The sequence below is a fragment of the Brevibacterium sp. 239c genome (assembly GCF_900169365.1).
Lineage (GTDB): Bacteria > Actinomycetota > Actinomycetes > Actinomycetales > Brevibacteriaceae > Brevibacterium.
In genome coordinates this window covers 109,957-126,968 of record NZ_FXZH01000006.1, presented here as the reverse complement: position 1 = coordinate 126,968, position 17,012 = coordinate 109,957, and the positions used below count along the sequence as shown (strand labels likewise).

Below are 17,012 nucleotides of genomic sequence, written 5' to 3'. Positions count from 1 at the left end.
CCATGAGCACCCACACGAGCGCACCCCGGGTCTCCGATCGAGCCGGACTGGTTCAACCCTTCGCAGCCATGAACATCGTGGCCAAAGTCCAGGAGATGACGCGCAACGGCCGGGACACCATCGCCATGTGCTTGGGCGAACCGACACAAGGTGCGCCGGGTCCGGTGCGCAGGAAGGCCGCCGAGGTTGTCACCGACGGCACGAACCTCGGCTACTCCCCGATCTTCGGGATCCCCGAACTGCGCGCAGCCATCGCCGGGCATTACCGCGACTGGTACGGCGTGGACGTGCCCACCGACAGAATCGCGATCACCACAGGCTCCTCCGGTGCCTTCCAGACGGCGTTCCTGACCTGCTTCGATGCGGGTGATCGCGTCGCGCTCGCCCGCCCGGGCTACGGCGCCTACAAGAACATCCTCGCCGCTTTGAACTGCGAGATCGTCGAACTCGACTGCGGAGCAGACCACGGGTTCCAGCCGACTGTCGAGCTCCTCGAACAAGCACACGCGAAGGCTCCGCTCAAAGGACTCATGCTCGCGTCGCCGGCGAATCCGACGGGCACGATGATCACCGGCGACCACCTCGGCGAACTCATCTCCTGGTGTGCCGAGCACAGTGTGCAGGTGATCTCTGACGAGATCTACCACGGCATCAGCTACATCGGCACGCGTGGTGAGACCGCGCTGACTCATGACGACAATGCCATCGTCATCTCCTCGTTCTCGAAGTACTGGGCGATGACCGGTTGGCGACTCGGCTGGGCGATCCTGCCAGAATCGCTCACGAGTGCGGCCCAGAACGTGACCGGAAATCTCTCGCTGTGCGCCCCGGTTCCCGCCCAGTATGCGGCGGTGGAGGCATTTACCGAGGAATCCTATGCGGAATGTGAGGCCGCGGTGGAGTCCTTCGCCCGTGCCCGAAAACATGTCCTCGAAGCGACTGCTGACCTGGGCTTCACCGATATGGCGCCGCCCGATGGGGCGTTCTACATGTATGCCCGCATCGATGAGATCCTGCAGCGGTCGAATGATGACATCGTCACCGCGACCGATTGGTGCCAGTCGCTCCTCGAGTCCACCGGGGTCGCCTTGGCGCCGGGTGATGACTTCGACTCCCTCAATGGGTCCCGCTCGGTGCGACTGTCGCTGGCCGTCGGTGCGGACAAGACCGCCGAGGCGCTGGATCGAATCCTTGCCTTCATGAGATGACTCCGAACTCGCCTGCAGCTCAGAACCGGAGTTCGTCTGGGCTGCCGACACTGGGCATCATCGTCTCTGCGCTGCTCCTGGGCTCGGCCGGACTCTTCGTCATCCTCGCCGATGCGAGCGCCCCGACCGCAGCATTCCTGCGCTGTTGGATCGCTGTCATCGTCCTGGCGCCTCTGGCCATCCGCGAACTCCGACGTCACGGGATGCTGCCGTCCCGGGCGCTCGTTGTCGCGGCAGTCTCGGGTGCGGCGCTGGGCATCGACTATGTGCTGTGGGCACAGAGCGTCCTCGATGCTGGAGTCGGTGTCTCCACAGTCCTCATCAGCGTTCAGGTCATCGTGTTTCCGGCGCTGGTGTGGGTCTTCGGAGGAACACGTCCGGGCTGGCTGTTCATTGCATGCATCCCCGTCATGATCGCGGGCATGCTGCTGACCGGGGGAGTCTTCGGCGCCGATGCCGGAGCGGCGAACCCGGGACGTGGGGCGATCTTCGGAGTGCTGTCTGGAATTCTCTACGGCGTCTACATCTTCGGCATCCACCACTGCCGGAAGGCGGCACCGAACTTCGTGGTCGCACCCGTCGCAGTGGGCACACTTGGGGCGGGAGTGATGACGGCGATCGCTGGTGTGACTCTCGGCGGCCTCGACTTCGACCTGGGCTGGGCCGGGTGGGCATGGATGGTGGCGCTGGCTGTCTTCGGTCAGGCCCTGTCATGGGTGCTGCTGAGCATCTCGAGCCCGCTTGTGACGGTGTCGCGGACGGCCGCCCTCATGCTGCTCCAACCGCTGTCGGCCGTGGTATTGGGCGCGGCCATCGCCGGGGAGCGACTGCAGCCGGCGCAGTGGATCGGCGCGGTGCTGGTTGTTGTGATTGTCTGGGTCGTCGGCGGCGGTCCGGAGGCGCTGCGCAGTCGACGGTGACCCATTCAGGAACAGCTCAGTGCTCGTGGCCTTCGACTGTGTGGGCCAAGGCATCAAGGATGATGTGAGCGACGTGGTCGTCCTTGAGCGAGTAGTAGGCTTCGCGGCCGATCCGGTTGACCCCGACGAGGTGGAGGCCGCGCAAAAACTTCAGATGCTGGGACACCAGGGGCTGCGACAGCTCGGTCGACTCGACGATGTGCGTCACGGTCGCCTCACCGTGGGCGAGGACCAGGAGCATCTTCAATCTGGACGGTGTGGCCAGTGCTTTGAACAGGTCGGCGGTCTCGGAGATGGCTTCGAGATTGTCCTCGGGGTTGCGCAGGAGCTGCTCGACTGCGGCATTGACCGGGGTGGAATCTGAAGTGGAAGCCATGGATAGAGATTACCGGAAATTCTGCAACGTGAACTCACGCCCACATCGCTGCAGGCGGACAGGCCGCAGGCACGCGGTCGGCAGAAGACTCGAACACCGTGCGGCGTTCGAGTTCAGAGGACGCCTTGTTCGGCCTTGCTGAGATCGTCAGGAAGGTTGTGCAGCAGCCAGTCGTAGCTCAACGGCGACAGGTTGGTCAGAGCTGCGAATGTGGTGTCATCGAGCACGGTGTAGTGCTTGCCGCGAATGACCTTGACCTCCCGATAGAACGGGTCCTCCAGCTCGTCTTCATCCAGCATCGCCTGGTCGGCACCAGAGCCGGCATCAGCACCAGTGCCAGCACCAGAGTCAGGGAAATGTATGAGGAGGACATCGGCGTCGAGCTGGTCGACCTGCGGCTTCGTCACCGAATGCTTCTGGGCCGAGTAATCTTGCGCTGCGGAATCTTGGAGCATGCCGATGCCGGTGAAGAAGCTGTCGTCGCTGCCGGCATACGACAGGTAGTCGATCGACTCGGCCTTGACGTCGGCGAGGGCATACGTCGTGTCTTCGAATTCGAGGTGGTGGTCAGCGGCTTTCTCGGATTGACCTGTAACGTCCTCGACGACTTCTTGGGCCTCTTGTCCCTTATTCAGCGCAGTGGCGACGGCGGCGGTCCTGTCGGTCCACGTTGCATCGTCTTCGGCGGCAACGACGGGGGCGATATCCGAGAGCTCATCGAAATGCTCACCGGCATCGTCGAGGCCGGTGGCGAGGATGACATCGGGTTCTGCTTCACGGATCGCCTCGGCGTCTGGACCCTTCTTCGGGTCATACAGGGTCGGAGTCTCCATGCCGGCATCATCAAGTGTCTCCATGGCCCACGGGCTGGCTTTCTTCCCCGATAGAGCCGGTGCAATGACCGGATCCGCGCCGAGCGCCACAGCTATGTCGAAGTCGACCGAACTGGTCACAGCAATCTTCTCCGGCTGTGTCTTGATCGTGGTGCTGCCATAGGGAGAGTCGAGCGTCTGCGGATAGGGACCTTTGGCGTGACTTACCTGATTCGGTAGGAGCGAGCATCCGCTGAGTGCCAGAACAGCAGTGAGCCCCAGGGCGGGCAAGGCCAATGGCCTCTGTTCGATTCGCACCGCTCAGCTCAGAGCTTCGACGTCGTCCTGGGTGCCGATGAGGTCGTCTGCCAGTGACTCCCACTGCTCGTAGGCATCAGGCAGGCCGGATCGCTGTACGGCTTGTGCGGCTTCGGTGGGGCTCATCGTGTGCCAGTCTTCGATCTGTTCGAGACCGGGATTTTCGATATCCGGATTGATTCCGTAGAAGGATTTCGTGGCAAAGATGGGGTCGTTGAGGCGCTCTGGTTCGCCCCATCCTTGAGAAGGACGCTGCTGGAACAGGCCGATCGAGTCGCGGTCACCCGCGTCGAGGTTGCGCAGCGAGGATTCCTGGAGGGCTGTCATGAGGGCGATTCTGATTGCCCGGTCGTCGAAGTCGCCGCCCCGCCCGATGCCGATGATGAGCCGGGCGTTGTCGATCTGCTGCTCGGTCAGCTGATTCACGGTAGCCATCTGCATCTGCCTGATCTTAGTTGAGCCGAAGGAGACAGGGGAATTGACGATGATGACGGCGGCGACGACCAAGGCCATCACCGCTGCTCCCAGACCCATCAGGGCACCACGAAGCACGGACCGAGATCCGTTGCGGTGTCGAGTCTTACCAGCCATGAATATAACGATAATGCAACAAACTGAGGGACGCATGTGTCCACGCCGTGCTAATAATCACAGAACGGTCACGGGGCTGGATTTTTTGGGCGCCGACGTTGGTGACTGAACTCTGAAGCAATCTCGTGATGTCTGTTTGTTATCGCGAACCAGCTTGACCTTGACACGGTGTCAAGGCCTTCACTGGCTGTAGGAGGTGGACACAATGACCAATCCACACATCACCGAATCGCCTGTGCAGCACATCTCGCACCATGATTCGCGGCCCTCACCGAAAACGGAGTCCGTCGTCGCGGCGTTGTCGTCGTCGAACCCGCAGCAGCGACTGCAGGCGGCACTGTCTGTCGGAACCACAGCCGAGAGAAGCCACCTCGGTGCGCTCGTACAGCGCTGCAGATACGAACCGGACTTCTTCGTCCGTGACATGCTCACCTGGGCAATCACCCGGATGCCCGCGGAGGAGGCTGTGCCTGCGCTCATTGTCGAGCTGAGCTCAGATGTGCCGCAGGCCCAGAGCCAGGCATTGCACACGCTGTCGAAGATCGGTGACCCTCGCAGCTGGTCGGCCATGAGCCCGGAAAACATCGGAGACAAGCTGATCGCTCATTCCGACACCGAGGTGGCTCGCAGTGCGTGGAGGGCCGCCGTGGCGCTTGTCCCCGGTGATGACCGAGAGACGTTGGCATTGTCCCTCGTCACCCAGCTTGGACGGGGTGACATGGACACGCAGAAAAGCCTCAGCAGAGCCATCGTCTCCCTGGGCGAGGATCTCGTGTCAGTGCTCGATGAAAGACTGCAGGCAGAGGAAGAAACAGTGCAGACACACGCTCTGGCGACCCGGGACATGTTCACCGATCCGGACGCCGGTTTCGCTCACGCCTTGAGTGAAGCCAAGCGCGTGGTTGCACTGGGGTCCGAGGCATCAGCATAGGTCGACTTTGGGAAGGGGTGACCGGGGTGGCGCTGCCGGGTGGGGCAAGCTCGCGCAGCGCTGCGTGCGGCGCCTCGGGCTCCTTCCTCATGGATTGGGCGCGTTAAAGGCAGAGCGATGACAGAGTGGCCTGTCTATAGTGGAGACAGGAGAGGGGTGCTGATGCTGATTGGCGAAGTGGCCAAACGCTCAGGCGTGAGTGCTCGGATGCTGCGACACTACGAATCCCTGGGCCTCATCGATCCCAATGAGCGCACCCCGAGCGGGTACCGGGAGTATTCCGCGGACGATATCGGGAGAATCTTCCATATCGAAGGACTGCGCAAACTGGGAATGTCGCTGGCAGAGATCGGACCCCTTCTCGACGATCCCGCATTCGATCCCAGTCGAGTGATTGACGAGCTGGTCGAGACCTCGAAGCGACGCATCGCAGTCGAGCAGGAACTGCTGTCGAACCTCGAGCGGATCGACCGCCTCCACCACGCCGATGGGGAGGCGCTGCTGCTGACCATCGATCTCATGCGCTCCCTTGAATCCGGCGACGTCATCCAGCGGCACAAGGCAGCGCTGGGCAGCGGTGTCGACGGAGCTGTGCCCGTTGAGTCCCTGTCCGCAGCCGTTCTCAACGAGCCGGTGCTCAATGCTGCCGGAGCCATGCGCTGGGCCTTGGCTCAGTCGGGACCCGAAGCGGTCCGCTACCTGGCGAAGGGGATGGGAGACCTGTCCGTCGTCGTCCGGCGCAATGCTCTGCAGGCGCTCGATGAAATCCGGCGCAATACCGCGAAGGAAGAACTCGGGTCCGTTGCGGAAGCGACCATCACCGCCTCCCTGCATTCCGGTCTCGGCGACACGGATCTTCAGGTGCGCAGCGGCGCCGCACTCATTCTGGGGCAGATGAGGGATCCTGTCGCGGTTTCGGATCTGCTTGAAATAGCGATGGAGGGACCAAAGGACATTGAGGCCGCCGAAGCGCTTGCTGCTTTCGTCAACGAAGCCCGGAGGAAGGGGAGCGAGCTGAAGTCGCGAGACGGATCATGTCGGATCTGCGCCGGCACGCCCGTTCCCCAGAGGCGACAGTGCGGTTCCGAGTGCTGCAGGTTCTCATTGAGATTCCGGGTGCTGAAGTCGATGACTTCATCGCCGAACTGTGCACCGACGAAAGCTTCGAGGTCGCAGCAACGGCGACCGCGACCCTGAATCGGCGCCGCGATCATTAAACTTGTCCCATGACCTCCGGAACCACGACGCCCGAACCTGGGCCCGATCGCTCGCCCGCCTCTGCGAAGAGACGACAGCGGCAGCCGTTCGCATTCCGTCGCCACCATTTCACTGTCACCGGGGTCCTCGACTATCTCTTCTTCCTCTTCGGAGGCGCCTCGTCAACGTGGCTGGCGATGCTGATCCTGTTCAAAGGGTTCTCACTGGGCTGGTGGCAGGTGCTGACCCTGCTCGTATTCTGGGGAGTGGTCTCCTACCTGGCACTTCCGCGACTGCACCGCATCCTCTCCCAGATCTACGTCCCAAACTATTTCATCGGTCGAGCCCGGACCTCGGATGGCCTGCTCGGAGATCCTGTCAACCTCGCATGGCGTGGTGACGAGACTCAGATCCATCACGCGATGAAAGCCGCAGGCTGGATCCTTGCCGATGGCATCACCCCGGCCTCGACCTGGGAGATCATCAGATCCACTCTGACGCGTCGGAGCTACCCCAAAGCGCCAGTGTCGCCATTGCTGCTGTTCGGCAGGCGGCAGGACTTCGCTTATCAGCAGGAGGTCGACGGGGATCCGGGGCAGCGTCACCATGTGCGGTTCTGGAAATGTCCCAGTGGCTGGTTGCTGCCTGGTGGGCATCAGGCGGACTGGCTGGCCGCGGGCACCTACGACAAGAGCGTCGGGATCTCGCTGTTCACATTGCAGTTCACCCACAAAATCGAAGAGAACACCGATGTCGAACGTGACTACATCGTTGACACGGTGGCTTCGGCCGATGACGCGGTTGTCGTCCAACACGTCCAAGACTTCTCGACCGGCTACCACTCACGCAACGGCGGCGGAGACGCGATCATCACGGACGGCGATCTCCCGATCATCGAAGTTGCCGAAGTGGATACAGACGAATCCGATTCCCCGGACCGACTCGAACTGGCACTCGATGCGACCCAGATCTACACCGATGCTCGGTCGGTCAGAGAAGTGACGAAGACGCTGTGGCACAGACGACCGCTGCAGACTGTCGTCGGTGCCGCACTCGTTCTCATCCTGCTCCTCTTCCAAGCCTGGGACGTACTGGGCACGGTGCTCGACTGGGACGGCCTGCGCACCGAGGTCGTGGACTACAGTGCCGACATCGAAACCCTCGGCAACGAAGCGGCAACACGGATCGTGGCGGGAGTGCTCATCGGACTCAGCCTCCTCATCGGGTGCCTGCAGGTGATCGCGAGCATCTCTGTGTTCCGAGGCAGCAATCGAGCCCGATTGTGGATCTTGACCCTCTCCACGGTGTCTGTGATCGTATCGATGACGAACTACTTCACCGGAGACCGGGACCTCGCGACCAACATGTACGCCTTGACGACGATTGCCATGCAGGTCGCCGTGCTGCTGTCACTGTCAAGCGATTCTTCACGGCTATTCACCCGTTTCAGCACCGCAGAGCTGCGAGCCGAACGTCAGGAACGGGGCCTCGAAGACTGAGCGCATGTGCAATCAGGATTCGCCGGCATGCATCGATGGTGCGAGAAGTCGTGGACTGTAAACACTGTGTATCCTGGCCTCGACTGCATTCCGGCGGCGCGAACCAGCCATCGGAACCGGATTCAAGCGAAGAGGCGGAACTCCATGACCGAGCCGACACCTGACTCATCTGCCCCCACCGACGGGGGCAAGGTTCCCGCAGAGGCAACCACAGCCTCCGACGGCGCAGTCTTCGACACGATCGACCCGGCGCTCAAAGTGGTCAGCATCGAAATCGAGGTCGCCGCATCAGCCTCGGAGATCTTCGAACTCGTCGCCGATCCTGCCCGCCAACCCGAATGGGACGGCAACGACAACCTCGGCACAGCCGCAGCGGGGCAGAGACCGACCGGAGTCGGAACCTCCTTCATCACCACCCTGACCAAGGGCGTCGACCGCGAGAACCACATCGTCGACTTCGAAGAGGGCAGGCTCATCGCCTGGAAGCCCTCCGAAGTCGGCGGTGAACCCTTCGGCCAGAAATGGACGTGGGAGGTCACAGCGACAGGAGACCGTTCAAGCCTGGTTCGCCACACCTATGACTGGACCGAGTTGAGAGACCTGCAACGACTGCCACGTGCGCAGTCGACAAAGTCTGAGAACCTGCTGGCATCAGTTGAGAGGCTCAAGGCACTCGCTGAACGCTGAACGCTTCAGCTGCTCATCGTGGCCAGGCATCTGCCAGGCGTGAGAGCAGCTGCGCTAAGAGGGCACGCTCTTCATCGGTGAACCCATCGAGGGCCAGGTCGACGTTCTCGCGCTGGGCTCCCCGGAACCTGCTCGAGATCGCTCTGCCCTTATCCGTCAACGCGATGAGAGTGCGACGGGCATCATCAGGGTCAGCCTCACGTCGCAGCAGTCCCAGCTCGACGCCCTGTGACACGAGGCGGGAAGCACGCGGCTGATCGACCCCGATCGATTCACCGATTGCGCTGACGCCGAGAGAGCGGCCGGCCTGAGCTAGGGCGATAAGCAGTCGCAGCTGTGCTCGTCCACCGAAGTGAGCCCCGAACTTGCCTTTCCACTCGTGTTCTCCCTCGTGCCGATCGCGATTGCTGTCCCGGAGACGCTCGTCGTGGGGCGCGCCTTTCGTGCGTGGATCGCGCGGACTCTGAGGGAAATATTCATCCTCGTCGCCGTGTGGGCGCCGACCGCGTCCGAACGGAAAGTCTCCCCGTCCTGGTCCGCCGAATCTGGGATGGCCATCGCCGCCAGCCGCAGCTCCGGGAAGCCCGAATCCGCGCGGACCGCCACCGAGCCCGCGCCTCCACTGCAGGCGCGTGAGCGCCTCGGCGATCCTCTGGCTGGCATCGTCCGTACCCCTACCCTGATCGCGCTTCCCGTCATTGCTCATACCCCAATTTTACATGTTGGTTGACATGCTTTCTAATTGCATGTCATGATACATATACATGTCAGATGACAAGTAAAGGAGATGGCATGAACTCGCTCAACAGCGACAAGCAGAATGACAGCACCATCAATGGTCGAGAAGGCCGTGATGAACGTGCTGATGAGAACAGCGACCGTGCTGATGAAGGCAACGAGAAGCTCCACGAGGCTCTCAGTGAGGAAAGTGCAAAGATGAATGACGAAGACGACAATGAATTCGACCAGACGCGCGCCGCGGGGAGTGAGCGTTCCGACGTCCGCGACGAGAGCCCAGAGGTAACGGACCTGCTCAGGCAAGCGAGCCTCCTGCTGCGCCGAAAGTTCTTCACCGCAGCGAAGGCAGGGGAATTCGGACACCGCGGCCAGGGGATCCGTGAGCAGGTTGCCGCCGCGGTCGATGAGGCGCTATCGGAGAGGGAGCTCGAATCCCTGACGGGCTCTCTGGACAAAATCGTTGACGTGCTCGGCAGGAATGCAGAGGGCGCTAGCGCTGAGGGCAGGAATGATGAGTGGGATGAGCGCCGAGAGTTCGCTGGACGGCGCGGCTACGCGGCTCGTCGCGAATGCGCCCGCCGTTTCGGCGCTGAAGGACGATCCGCCTTGGGCCAGGAGTATGGGTTCGGAGGTAGGCTCCGGTCAGAGTTCGGCCCTGAACCCGGACGTGACTTCGAGTCAGAGTTCGGACTCGGACACGTACGAACACTCGGGCGCGGATTCGACTCTCGTGGTGACCGCGGCCCACGGCGGAATCGGAATCCGCGTCGCGAGCGGGATCTGGAAGATGGTTGGGGCTCACGCCGGGAATGGGCAGAGGGCAACGTGGACGAAGGGCGCTTCGACCATCACCGCCGTGACGGAGGCTGTGGGTCACATGCTCACAGCGCCGACCACCGGGGCAGAAGCCACCGCGCCGGGGGCCGACGCGGAGGCAAGGGCCGGATGGTCGGAGCTGCGTTCGAACACGGATTCGCGGCAGGCTACAAACGCGGTGTCCGGTCCTGAGGGCTCAGCCGCGCTGGAGCACTGACTCCAGCGCGTCGAGCACTGCAGGGTCCTCGATCGTCGAGGGCACGGCCGGAGAATCGACTCCGTCGGCGATCTCGCGCATCGTCTTGCGCAGGATCTTCCCCGACCGGGTCTTCGGCAGGGCGGAGACGATATCGACCTGTTTGAAGGCGGCCACGGGGCCGATCTCCTTGCGGACCAGCGCCACGAGTTCGGCGATGACCGCATCCGGATCGGCCGCCTCGGCGGAATCACCGAGCACGACCAGCGCACGCGGATTCTGCCCCTTCGTGTCATCGTGAACACCGATCACCGCGGTCTCCGTGACTGCCGGATGGGAAGCGATGACGGCCTCGATGACACCCGTGGAAAGGCGGTGTCCGGCGACGTTGATGACATCGTCGGTGCGGCCCATGACGAAGACATACCCGTCTTCATCGAGATATCCCGAATCACCGGTCAGGTAGTAGCCGTCGAAGGCCGACAGGTACGAGGACACGAACCTGGAGTCATCGCCCCAGACGGTGGCCATCGTTCCCGGTGGCATGGGCAGCTTCATGACGATGAGTCCCTCTTTGCCAGCCGGCATGGGTTTGCCTGAAGGGTCGAGGACTTCGACCTGGAAGCCCGGCACCGGCTTCGTCGGGGACCCCGCCTTGAGCGGGAACCGGGTGAGGCCAAGCGGATTGGCGGCGATCGGCCAGCCTGTCTCCGTCTGCCACCAGTTGTCGACGACGGGGATGTCACGACCGGTCGCCTCGGCGAGGATGTTCGTCGTCCACTCATAGGTATCCGGATCGAGGCGTTCACCGGCGAGGAACGAAGCCCGCAGACTGGACAGGTCGTACTTCTTGATCAGGTCGCCGTTCGGATCTTCCTTACGGACCACGCGCATGGCCGTCGGCGCAGTGAAGTGGACGTTGACCTTGTGGTCTTCGATGATGCGGAAGAAGGTGCCGGCATCTGGGGTGCCGACCGGTTTGCCCTCGAACAGGACCGAGGTGACACCGGCCAGCAGCGGCGCGTAGACGATGTACGTGTGCCCGACGACCCAGCCGACGTCGGAGGCGGTGAACATCGTGTCGCCGGGGTTGAGCCCGAAGAGGCTGGGCATCGAGAATGCCGATGACACTGCGTAGCCGCCGGAATCTCGCACGATGCCCTTCGGTTTGCCCGTCGTGCCGGAGGTGTAGAGGACATAGAGCTCATCGGTGGCTTTGACGGTGACAGGGTCAATGCCTTCAGGCGTATTGGCCAGCAGCTCCGCGTAGTCGAGATCGTTCTCGCCCATCGCGCAGCGATGCTCGTCGCGTTGGACGATGACGGTGAACTCCGGCTTCTTCTCGGCAATGCTGATCGCCTCGTCGACCATGGGTTTGTACTCGAGGACACGGCTCTTCTCAACCCCGCACGAAGTGGAGATCACGGCCTTCGGGGAGGTGTCGTCGATGCGAACGGCCAGCTCGTTGGGGGCGAATCCGCCGAAGACCACCGAATGGATCGCGCCGATGCGGGCGCAGGCGAGCATGGCGATCGCAGCCTCGGGCACCATCGGCATATAGATGATGACGCGATCGCCCTTGACTACGCCCCTGTCCGACAGGGCTCTGGCGAAGCGGGAGACCTCGTCGAGGAGCTCCGAGTACGTGATCGTGCGAATCGTGTCGGTGACGGGCGAGTCATAGATGATGGCTGCCTGATCTCCACGCCCGGCGGCCACATGCCGGTCGACCGCGTTGAAGCACACGTTGAGCTCGCCGTCGGGGAACCAACGATAGATCGGGGCGTTCGCGGCGTCGACGGCGCGAGTCGGCTCGGTGACCCAATCGATGTGGGTCTTCGCCTGGTCGAGCCAGAACTCCTCAGGATCGGCATCGATGGCAGCGATGACATCGTCGTAGCTGGGGGACTGTGCGATCGTGTTCATAGCTCCATTGTGACTCATGGCACAGCTGAGTGCAGGGATGGGATGGGCCGATTTCCGGGTCAGCGATGGTTGCGCAGGAGGCAGATTTGGTCTATGCAGCCGGATCCGGTCCCCGTGGCAGAAACCGAATTCGAAGTTGGACAGCAGCTGGTCGGCCGTTCGGACTCCGTCTGCATACATTGTGAGGAAGCGGCGCACTAACCCCAGATTGTGTGCGCAGACAAGGCACAATGGGGGCATGAGATATCTTGTTGCCCTGATCATCGGCATTGGCGCCCTGTTCGGCGTCAACGCGTTCGCAGACCTCTTCTCCATGCCACGCCCGTGGAATTCTCTGGCGATGGGCGCCACCGTCGGAATCACGATGGTCATCGTCCTCCTGATCTGGGAAGTCGTTAAGCCCAGCAATAAGGATGCCGCACCGGCGAAGCCTGCGATGAGTGAGGAGGAGCGTGCGAAGGCACGCGCCGAGCGTCGCTCTCGATTGGCCGCCGAGGCGGGTGTGAGTCTCGACGACACTGATTCCGGCAAGGGCACCACGGAGTCGAAGGCAGATGATGCGGAGACCGAGTCGAAATCTGCCGGTCAGGATGATGCAACTGAAGCGAAGCCGGCCGAGGGCACTCCTGCGGCGGCTGCCCCGCCGAAGCGTTCGGTCAGTGAGGACGAAGAGTCGCCGGAAGCTGACGAGTCCTCGATCGAGGCGGAGCCGGAAAACGGCGGCGAATCACGATACGAGGAGAACACAGGAGACTTGGGTCAGGATCAGCCGGACCAAGATGAGCCGGACCTCCGTGCGGCCGGCGAGCCAGAGACGCTTGCGCCCGATGAGTATGACGAAGAGGCAACGGGGTCATCACTGGAGAGTCCTCCCACCGGAGAACCGGGAATCTCCGTCGACGCACTTGAAGATGCCGAATCGGCAGACACCGATGGAGCCGCCGATGACGATCCCGTCGACGACGAGACCGACTCGACGCGCTGACCAATCCGACGCGCTGAGCGCCGATAGCGCTGAGCGACCCTACTGCGTGTAGTGAGCGGCGAGGAGTTCAAGCCCCTCTTCGATGCTGACCCGCGGCTTCCACCCAAGAACCTCGTAGGTGCGGCGCTGGTCGAACCAGTGCGCCGTTGAGAGCTGCTCCGCCAAGAACTTCGTCAGGGGCGGTTCATCATCATGCTCGCCCAGATCCCATACCTTCTCCACGACCGAACCGGCCACCAGCGCGGGGCCCACGGGGATGCGCATCTTCGGCGCGTGAGCGCCACCGGCGATCGCGATCCGTGACATGAGTTCCCCGATGGGGCGCGGCTGACCGTTTGTGACCACCAACGACTCGCCGTGCGTGGTGGCCACGGCATCAACGGCGGCAACGATCGCCTCGACCGCATTGTCGACGAACAGGGCATCGACGAGCGGGGCCCCTGACCCGAGCACCGGCATTCGGCCGGCACGAGCGCGATCGATGACGCGCTCCGTCAGCTGCGTGTCACCAGGACCCCACATGAGGTGCGGGCGCAGGACGAGGACCTTGAAGTCTGTTGAATCGGCTTCCAGAGCAATGAGTTCACCGGCGGCCTTGGTCCGCGCGTACTCACCACGTGCCAGATCGGGGGAGGCAGGACCGGCACCTTCGCCGATGATCGAGTCACCGGTATGGGCCACCGACGGCGACGAGATGTGCACCATTCGCTTCACGCCAGCCGCCTGAGCGGCATCGACGAGAGTGCGGGTGCCGCCGATGTTCACGGCCTCGAACTCACTGGGGTCGCCCATCATGGACACCTTCGCCGCCAAGTGCACAACAGCCTCGGCGCCGGTGAGGGCCTGAGCCATACTGCTCGGGTCGGTAACCGACCCGATGACGTCGTGGGCGCCCGACACAGAGGAGGGGCGACGCTGCAGAGTCGTGACCTCGTGGCCTCCTGTCACAAGCGCACGAGCGACGGACGAACCCAGGAGCCCGGAGGCTCCGGTGACTGTGATCTTCATATGGACTCCTCAGACGGGCGAGATTCAGACCTTGGTGCGCACCGAACCGCCGGACAGGACATGATCGGCCCAATTGGCCAGGCGGGATCGGTCGATCTTCGAATTGTGGCGGATGTCGGTCGGGAACGTGGGAGCGACGAGGACAGCGGTGAGGTCGTGCCCCACGACCTCTGCAACCAGCTCACGCAGCCGAGACGTCAGGTCCAACGGAGCCAGACCTGGCGCGAGATCGGTTCCTTCAGCGTCGAGGACGGCCACCAGCGACTGTGTTCCCGCCGGGCCGATGCCCACGATCGACGAGCGGCTGACCTGCGCATCGGAATCGATGAGCGCCTCGAGACCGCCAGGTCCCACCGGTCCGAGAGGTGTGGTGACCACATGCTGCAGACGGCCTTCGAGCCAGACTCGTCCCTCGGCATCGATATGGCCGATGTCGTTCGTCCGGTGCCAGGTCCGACCGTCGAGGTCATCGCGAGCCGAGTCAGCCGTGGTGGCCCAGAGGTTGTCGTAGCCGGACTTGATGTGGGCGGCGCTGACGACGAATTCACCCAAACGGCCCTGCGCAGCGCTGCCCTGTTCCAGTACGTCTGCGGACGCACCGGTGTCATCAATCGGTGCCAATGCCAATTCGACGCCGTCGATGGGGCGGCCCACGCACACGCCGAGGTTGGATGTGGCATCGGCGGCGGCCACACCGGCACGGTCGATGTCGGTGAGCAAGAGGCCCTCGGTCATCCCATACGGCGAATGGATGCTCGCGTTCGGGAACACCTCGGCGATGGAATCCATCAGCTCCATAGGCACGGGCGCCCCTGCGGAGAGCACAAGTTCGACCCGTGCGCACGCGGCCTTCTGCTCCTCATCCAGCTCAGCAGCAGTGGCCGCGACGTTCTTGTACGCGGCAGGGGAGGCGAAGACCATGGTCGAATGACCGGCGATGATCGCATCGGAGATGGCGCCGGCGGTCAGCGTCTTCGGTTTGGTCACGGACATGTCCGGAGTCACCGAGGTGGCTCCGATGGCCGGTCCCAGAAGGGCGAAAGGTGGGAAGCCGGCGACCAGGCCGGTGCCTTCGCGCACGTCGAAGACTCGGGTCAGCACCGCCGCGAGTGCGGAGATGTCGCCGTGGGTGTAGCGCACACCCTTGGCCGGTCCCGTCGACCCGGAGGTGAAGAGGATCGCCGCATCGTCGGTGGCTGCCGGGAGGGGCAGCTGCGCGTGGTGGGTGGTGCGCGAGAGCGCGGTCAGGCTGGTCTCGACCTTGAACAGCTTGGCCGCCACCGTGCCCAGAGGGGACACCGAGATGCGGCGGCCGGGCCAGTTGAAGGCACGGGCGAGACCGAGTCCCGGCAGCTCTCCGATGATCCACTGCGGATCCGCCGAGGTGGTCGCCCGGGTCATGCCCTTCGGTCCCAGACCGGCGTCGGCGACGACGGCGACCGCGCCGATCTTCAGACAGGCGTAAAGGGCTGCGGTGAGGTTGTTGCCGGGCGGGACGAGCATGGAGACGCGATCGCCGGGGCGCACGCCGAGTTCGAGCAGTCCGTTGGCGATGCTCGTCGTCACATGCCAGAGGTGGCGCCAGGTGATCTGCTGCGCCGGGTTCTGGGCGAAGTCCACCGAGGCGATCGATTCGTCATCGTGGCGTGCGTCGAGGATCGCGGTCACCCCGCGCGCAGGGGCCGCGGCAGACTCGTCCTTCGAAGCGGGTGCGCGCTTTGCTGTGGCCTCGTTGTCTGCGGCCGATGAATCCGAAGCGGCGTCGGCTCCAGCACCGCGAGCAGGGAACTGTGTCCGCAGCCAGTCAGTGACGACACCGGCCACATCGTAGTCCTCGCTGACCAGGTGTGAGCCCAGCTCGAAGCGGTGCACATCGGCCTGGGACAGACGCTGACGCAGGTCACGCAGATAGCGTTCCAGGAAGACCGGGTCCTTCGGTCCCCACACGAGGAGCGCAGGATGATCGAAGGCCGCGATATCGGCGCCCACACGCTGCAGCTCGGAATAGGACGGGTGGTTCTCATCGACGGGGATGTCGGCGACGAAGCCGCCGATCCCGTGGCGTCGGGAAGAATTCTCATACGGGGACCGGAAGGCGTCCTTGATCTCGGGATCGAGATCGCCGAGGCTCATCGTCACCCGCAGGAATCCGTCCGTGACCACGGTGGCAGTCGGGAGCATGGGCCCGGCCAGTGTGGCTCGCAGCGGTGCAGGGATCGGCGCATCCTCAGGTTGGCGGACGGCCGTGTTGAGGCTGATCGAAGCGGAGACGAGGTCGGTGTTGCGTGCCGCCCATCCCAGGGACAGGACGCCGCCCCAGTCATGTCCGATCGTCACGATCGGATGATCGGAGGACGCGGCGCTGTCTGTGGGTGCGGCACTGCCGGCTGCCTCGGCGAGGAGGGGCGTGACGACGGCGTCGAAGTCGTCGATGCGCTGGGACATGCGGCGCACCTCGGCGCCGTGGGGAGTCGGCAGCGACTCATGGGCCAATCGTTCGGAGTAGCCCATGTCGAGCTGATCGGGGGCGATGAGCCGCCACACGCGACCGCCGGCGCGAGCCGTGTCCACGGTCGCCTGGGCAAGGTGTCGCCACAGGTACGACCAGGTCGGGTTGCCGTGCAGGGCAAGGATCGTGCCGCTCGGTTCGAGCCCTTCGGCACGGAGTACCTCAATGGTGTCGAGGACGTGGAAGGAATGCGGTCCCGCGGGTGTCGTGGCCTCGACGATTCGGGACCAGGCGGGGTCCCACTCGGGCAGCTTCGGGGGAGCCTGAGCCGGCCGTGCAGGAAATCTCATTGAAC

Annotated in this window: 15 protein-coding genes; 8 read left to right on the top strand and 7 right to left on the bottom strand. The window is 63.5% G+C overall.

Going from position 1 to position 17,012, the window contains the following annotated elements:
* Positions 1–2 precede the first annotated feature (2 nt).
* Both BSP239C_RS07675 and BSP239C_RS07670 read left to right on the top strand, forming a co-directional pair.
* Positions 3–1,208 carry a pyridoxal phosphate-dependent aminotransferase gene (locus tag BSP239C_RS07675; RefSeq protein WP_101571724.1) on the top strand — a complete coding sequence of 402 codons (1,206 nt, stop codon included), beginning with the start codon at positions 3–5 and terminating at the stop codon, positions 1,206–1,208.
* Positions 1,205–2,128: a DMT family transporter gene (locus BSP239C_RS07670; RefSeq protein ID WP_101571529.1), complete on the top strand. Its 924-nt coding sequence runs from the start codon at positions 1,205–1,207 to the stop codon at positions 2,126–2,128. The genes BSP239C_RS07675 and BSP239C_RS07670 overlap by 4 nt, the downstream gene beginning before the upstream one ends.
* A 16-nt stretch (positions 2,129–2,144) precedes the next feature.
* Here the strand turns inward: BSP239C_RS07670 and BSP239C_RS07665 are convergent, their stop codons facing one another.
* The 3 genes from BSP239C_RS07665 to BSP239C_RS07655 all read right to left on the bottom strand — a co-directional run bounded on the left by BSP239C_RS07665 (position 2,145) and on the right by BSP239C_RS07655 (position 4,225).
* Positions 2,145–2,504, bottom strand: a complete 360-nt coding sequence (locus BSP239C_RS07665; protein ID WP_101571527.1) for a helix-turn-helix transcriptional regulator — start codon at positions 2,502–2,504, stop codon at positions 2,145–2,147.
* A 113-nt stretch (positions 2,505–2,617) separates the two neighbouring features.
* On the bottom strand, positions 2,618–3,634 hold the full coding sequence (locus tag BSP239C_RS07660; RefSeq protein ID WP_101571524.1) for an ABC transporter substrate-binding protein: 1,017 nt from the start codon (positions 3,632–3,634) through the stop codon (positions 2,618–2,620).
* Positions 3,635–3,637: 3 nt separating this feature from the next.
* Entirely contained in the window at positions 3,638–4,225 is a 588-nt protein-coding gene (locus tag BSP239C_RS07655) for a peptidoglycan-binding protein (protein ID WP_226830941.1), read from the bottom strand.
* A 205-nt stretch (positions 4,226–4,430) separates the two neighbouring features.
* On the opposite strand from BSP239C_RS07655, the gene BSP239C_RS07650 reads away from it, so the two are divergent.
* The 4 genes from BSP239C_RS07650 (at position 4,431) to BSP239C_RS07635 (ending at position 8,539) form a co-directional block, all read left to right on the top strand.
* Positions 4,431–5,156, top strand: a complete 726-nt coding sequence (locus BSP239C_RS07650; RefSeq protein ID WP_257930120.1) for a HEAT repeat domain-containing protein — start codon at positions 4,431–4,433, stop codon at positions 5,154–5,156.
* A 162-nt stretch (positions 5,157–5,318) separates the two neighbouring features.
* Positions 5,319–6,353, top strand: coding sequence for a MerR family transcriptional regulator (locus tag BSP239C_RS07645; protein ID WP_257930119.1), 1,035 nt, complete (start codon positions 5,319–5,321; stop codon positions 6,351–6,353).
* A gap of 29 nt (positions 6,354–6,382) precedes the next feature.
* The gene (locus BSP239C_RS07640; protein ID WP_101571520.1) at positions 6,383–7,852 is read left to right on the top strand and encodes an LssY C-terminal domain-containing protein; all 1,470 of its coding nucleotides are present in this window, start codon (positions 6,383–6,385) and stop codon (positions 7,850–7,852) included.
* Positions 7,853–7,996: 144 nt separating this feature from the next.
* Complete coding sequence (locus BSP239C_RS07635; RefSeq protein ID WP_101571518.1) at positions 7,997–8,539, top strand: SRPBCC family protein; 543 nt, start codon at positions 7,997–7,999, stop codon at positions 8,537–8,539.
* A 13-nt stretch (positions 8,540–8,552) separates the two neighbouring features.
* Here BSP239C_RS07635 and BSP239C_RS21070 read toward each other — a convergent pair whose 3' ends face one another.
* On the bottom strand, positions 8,553–9,245 hold the full coding sequence (locus BSP239C_RS21070; protein WP_226830938.1) for a MarR family winged helix-turn-helix transcriptional regulator: 693 nt from the start codon (positions 9,243–9,245) through the stop codon (positions 8,553–8,555).
* 86 nt (positions 9,246–9,331) lie between these two features.
* Here BSP239C_RS21070 and BSP239C_RS07625 point away from each other — a divergent pair, with 86 nt between their 5' ends.
* A complete protein-coding gene (locus BSP239C_RS07625) occupies positions 9,332–10,285 on the top strand; it encodes a hypothetical protein (RefSeq protein WP_101571516.1) in 954 nt (317 codons plus the stop codon).
* Positions 10,286–10,289: 4 nt separating this feature from the next.
* Here BSP239C_RS07625 and BSP239C_RS07620 read toward each other — a convergent pair whose 3' ends face one another.
* A complete protein-coding gene (locus BSP239C_RS07620) occupies positions 10,290–12,215 on the bottom strand; it encodes an acetate--CoA ligase (protein ID WP_101571514.1) in 1,926 nt (641 codons plus the stop codon).
* Between the two features lie 238 nt (positions 12,216–12,453).
* On the opposite strand from BSP239C_RS07620, the gene BSP239C_RS07615 reads away from it, so the two are divergent.
* A complete protein-coding gene (locus tag BSP239C_RS07615; RefSeq protein ID WP_101571512.1) occupies positions 12,454–13,200 on the top strand; it encodes a hypothetical protein in 747 nt (248 codons plus the stop codon).
* A gap of 39 nt (positions 13,201–13,239) precedes the next feature.
* Here BSP239C_RS07615 and BSP239C_RS07610 read toward each other — a convergent pair whose 3' ends face one another.
* Together BSP239C_RS07610 and BSP239C_RS07605 are read right to left on the bottom strand one after the other, a co-directional pair.
* Positions 13,240–14,208, bottom strand: coding sequence for an NAD(P)-dependent oxidoreductase (locus tag BSP239C_RS07610; protein WP_101571510.1), 969 nt, complete (start codon positions 14,206–14,208; stop codon positions 13,240–13,242).
* 24 nt (positions 14,209–14,232) lie between these two features.
* Complete coding sequence (locus BSP239C_RS07605; RefSeq protein ID WP_101571508.1) at positions 14,233–17,007, bottom strand: alpha/beta fold hydrolase; 2,775 nt, start codon at positions 17,005–17,007, stop codon at positions 14,233–14,235.
* Positions 17,008–17,012 lie beyond the last annotated feature (5 nt).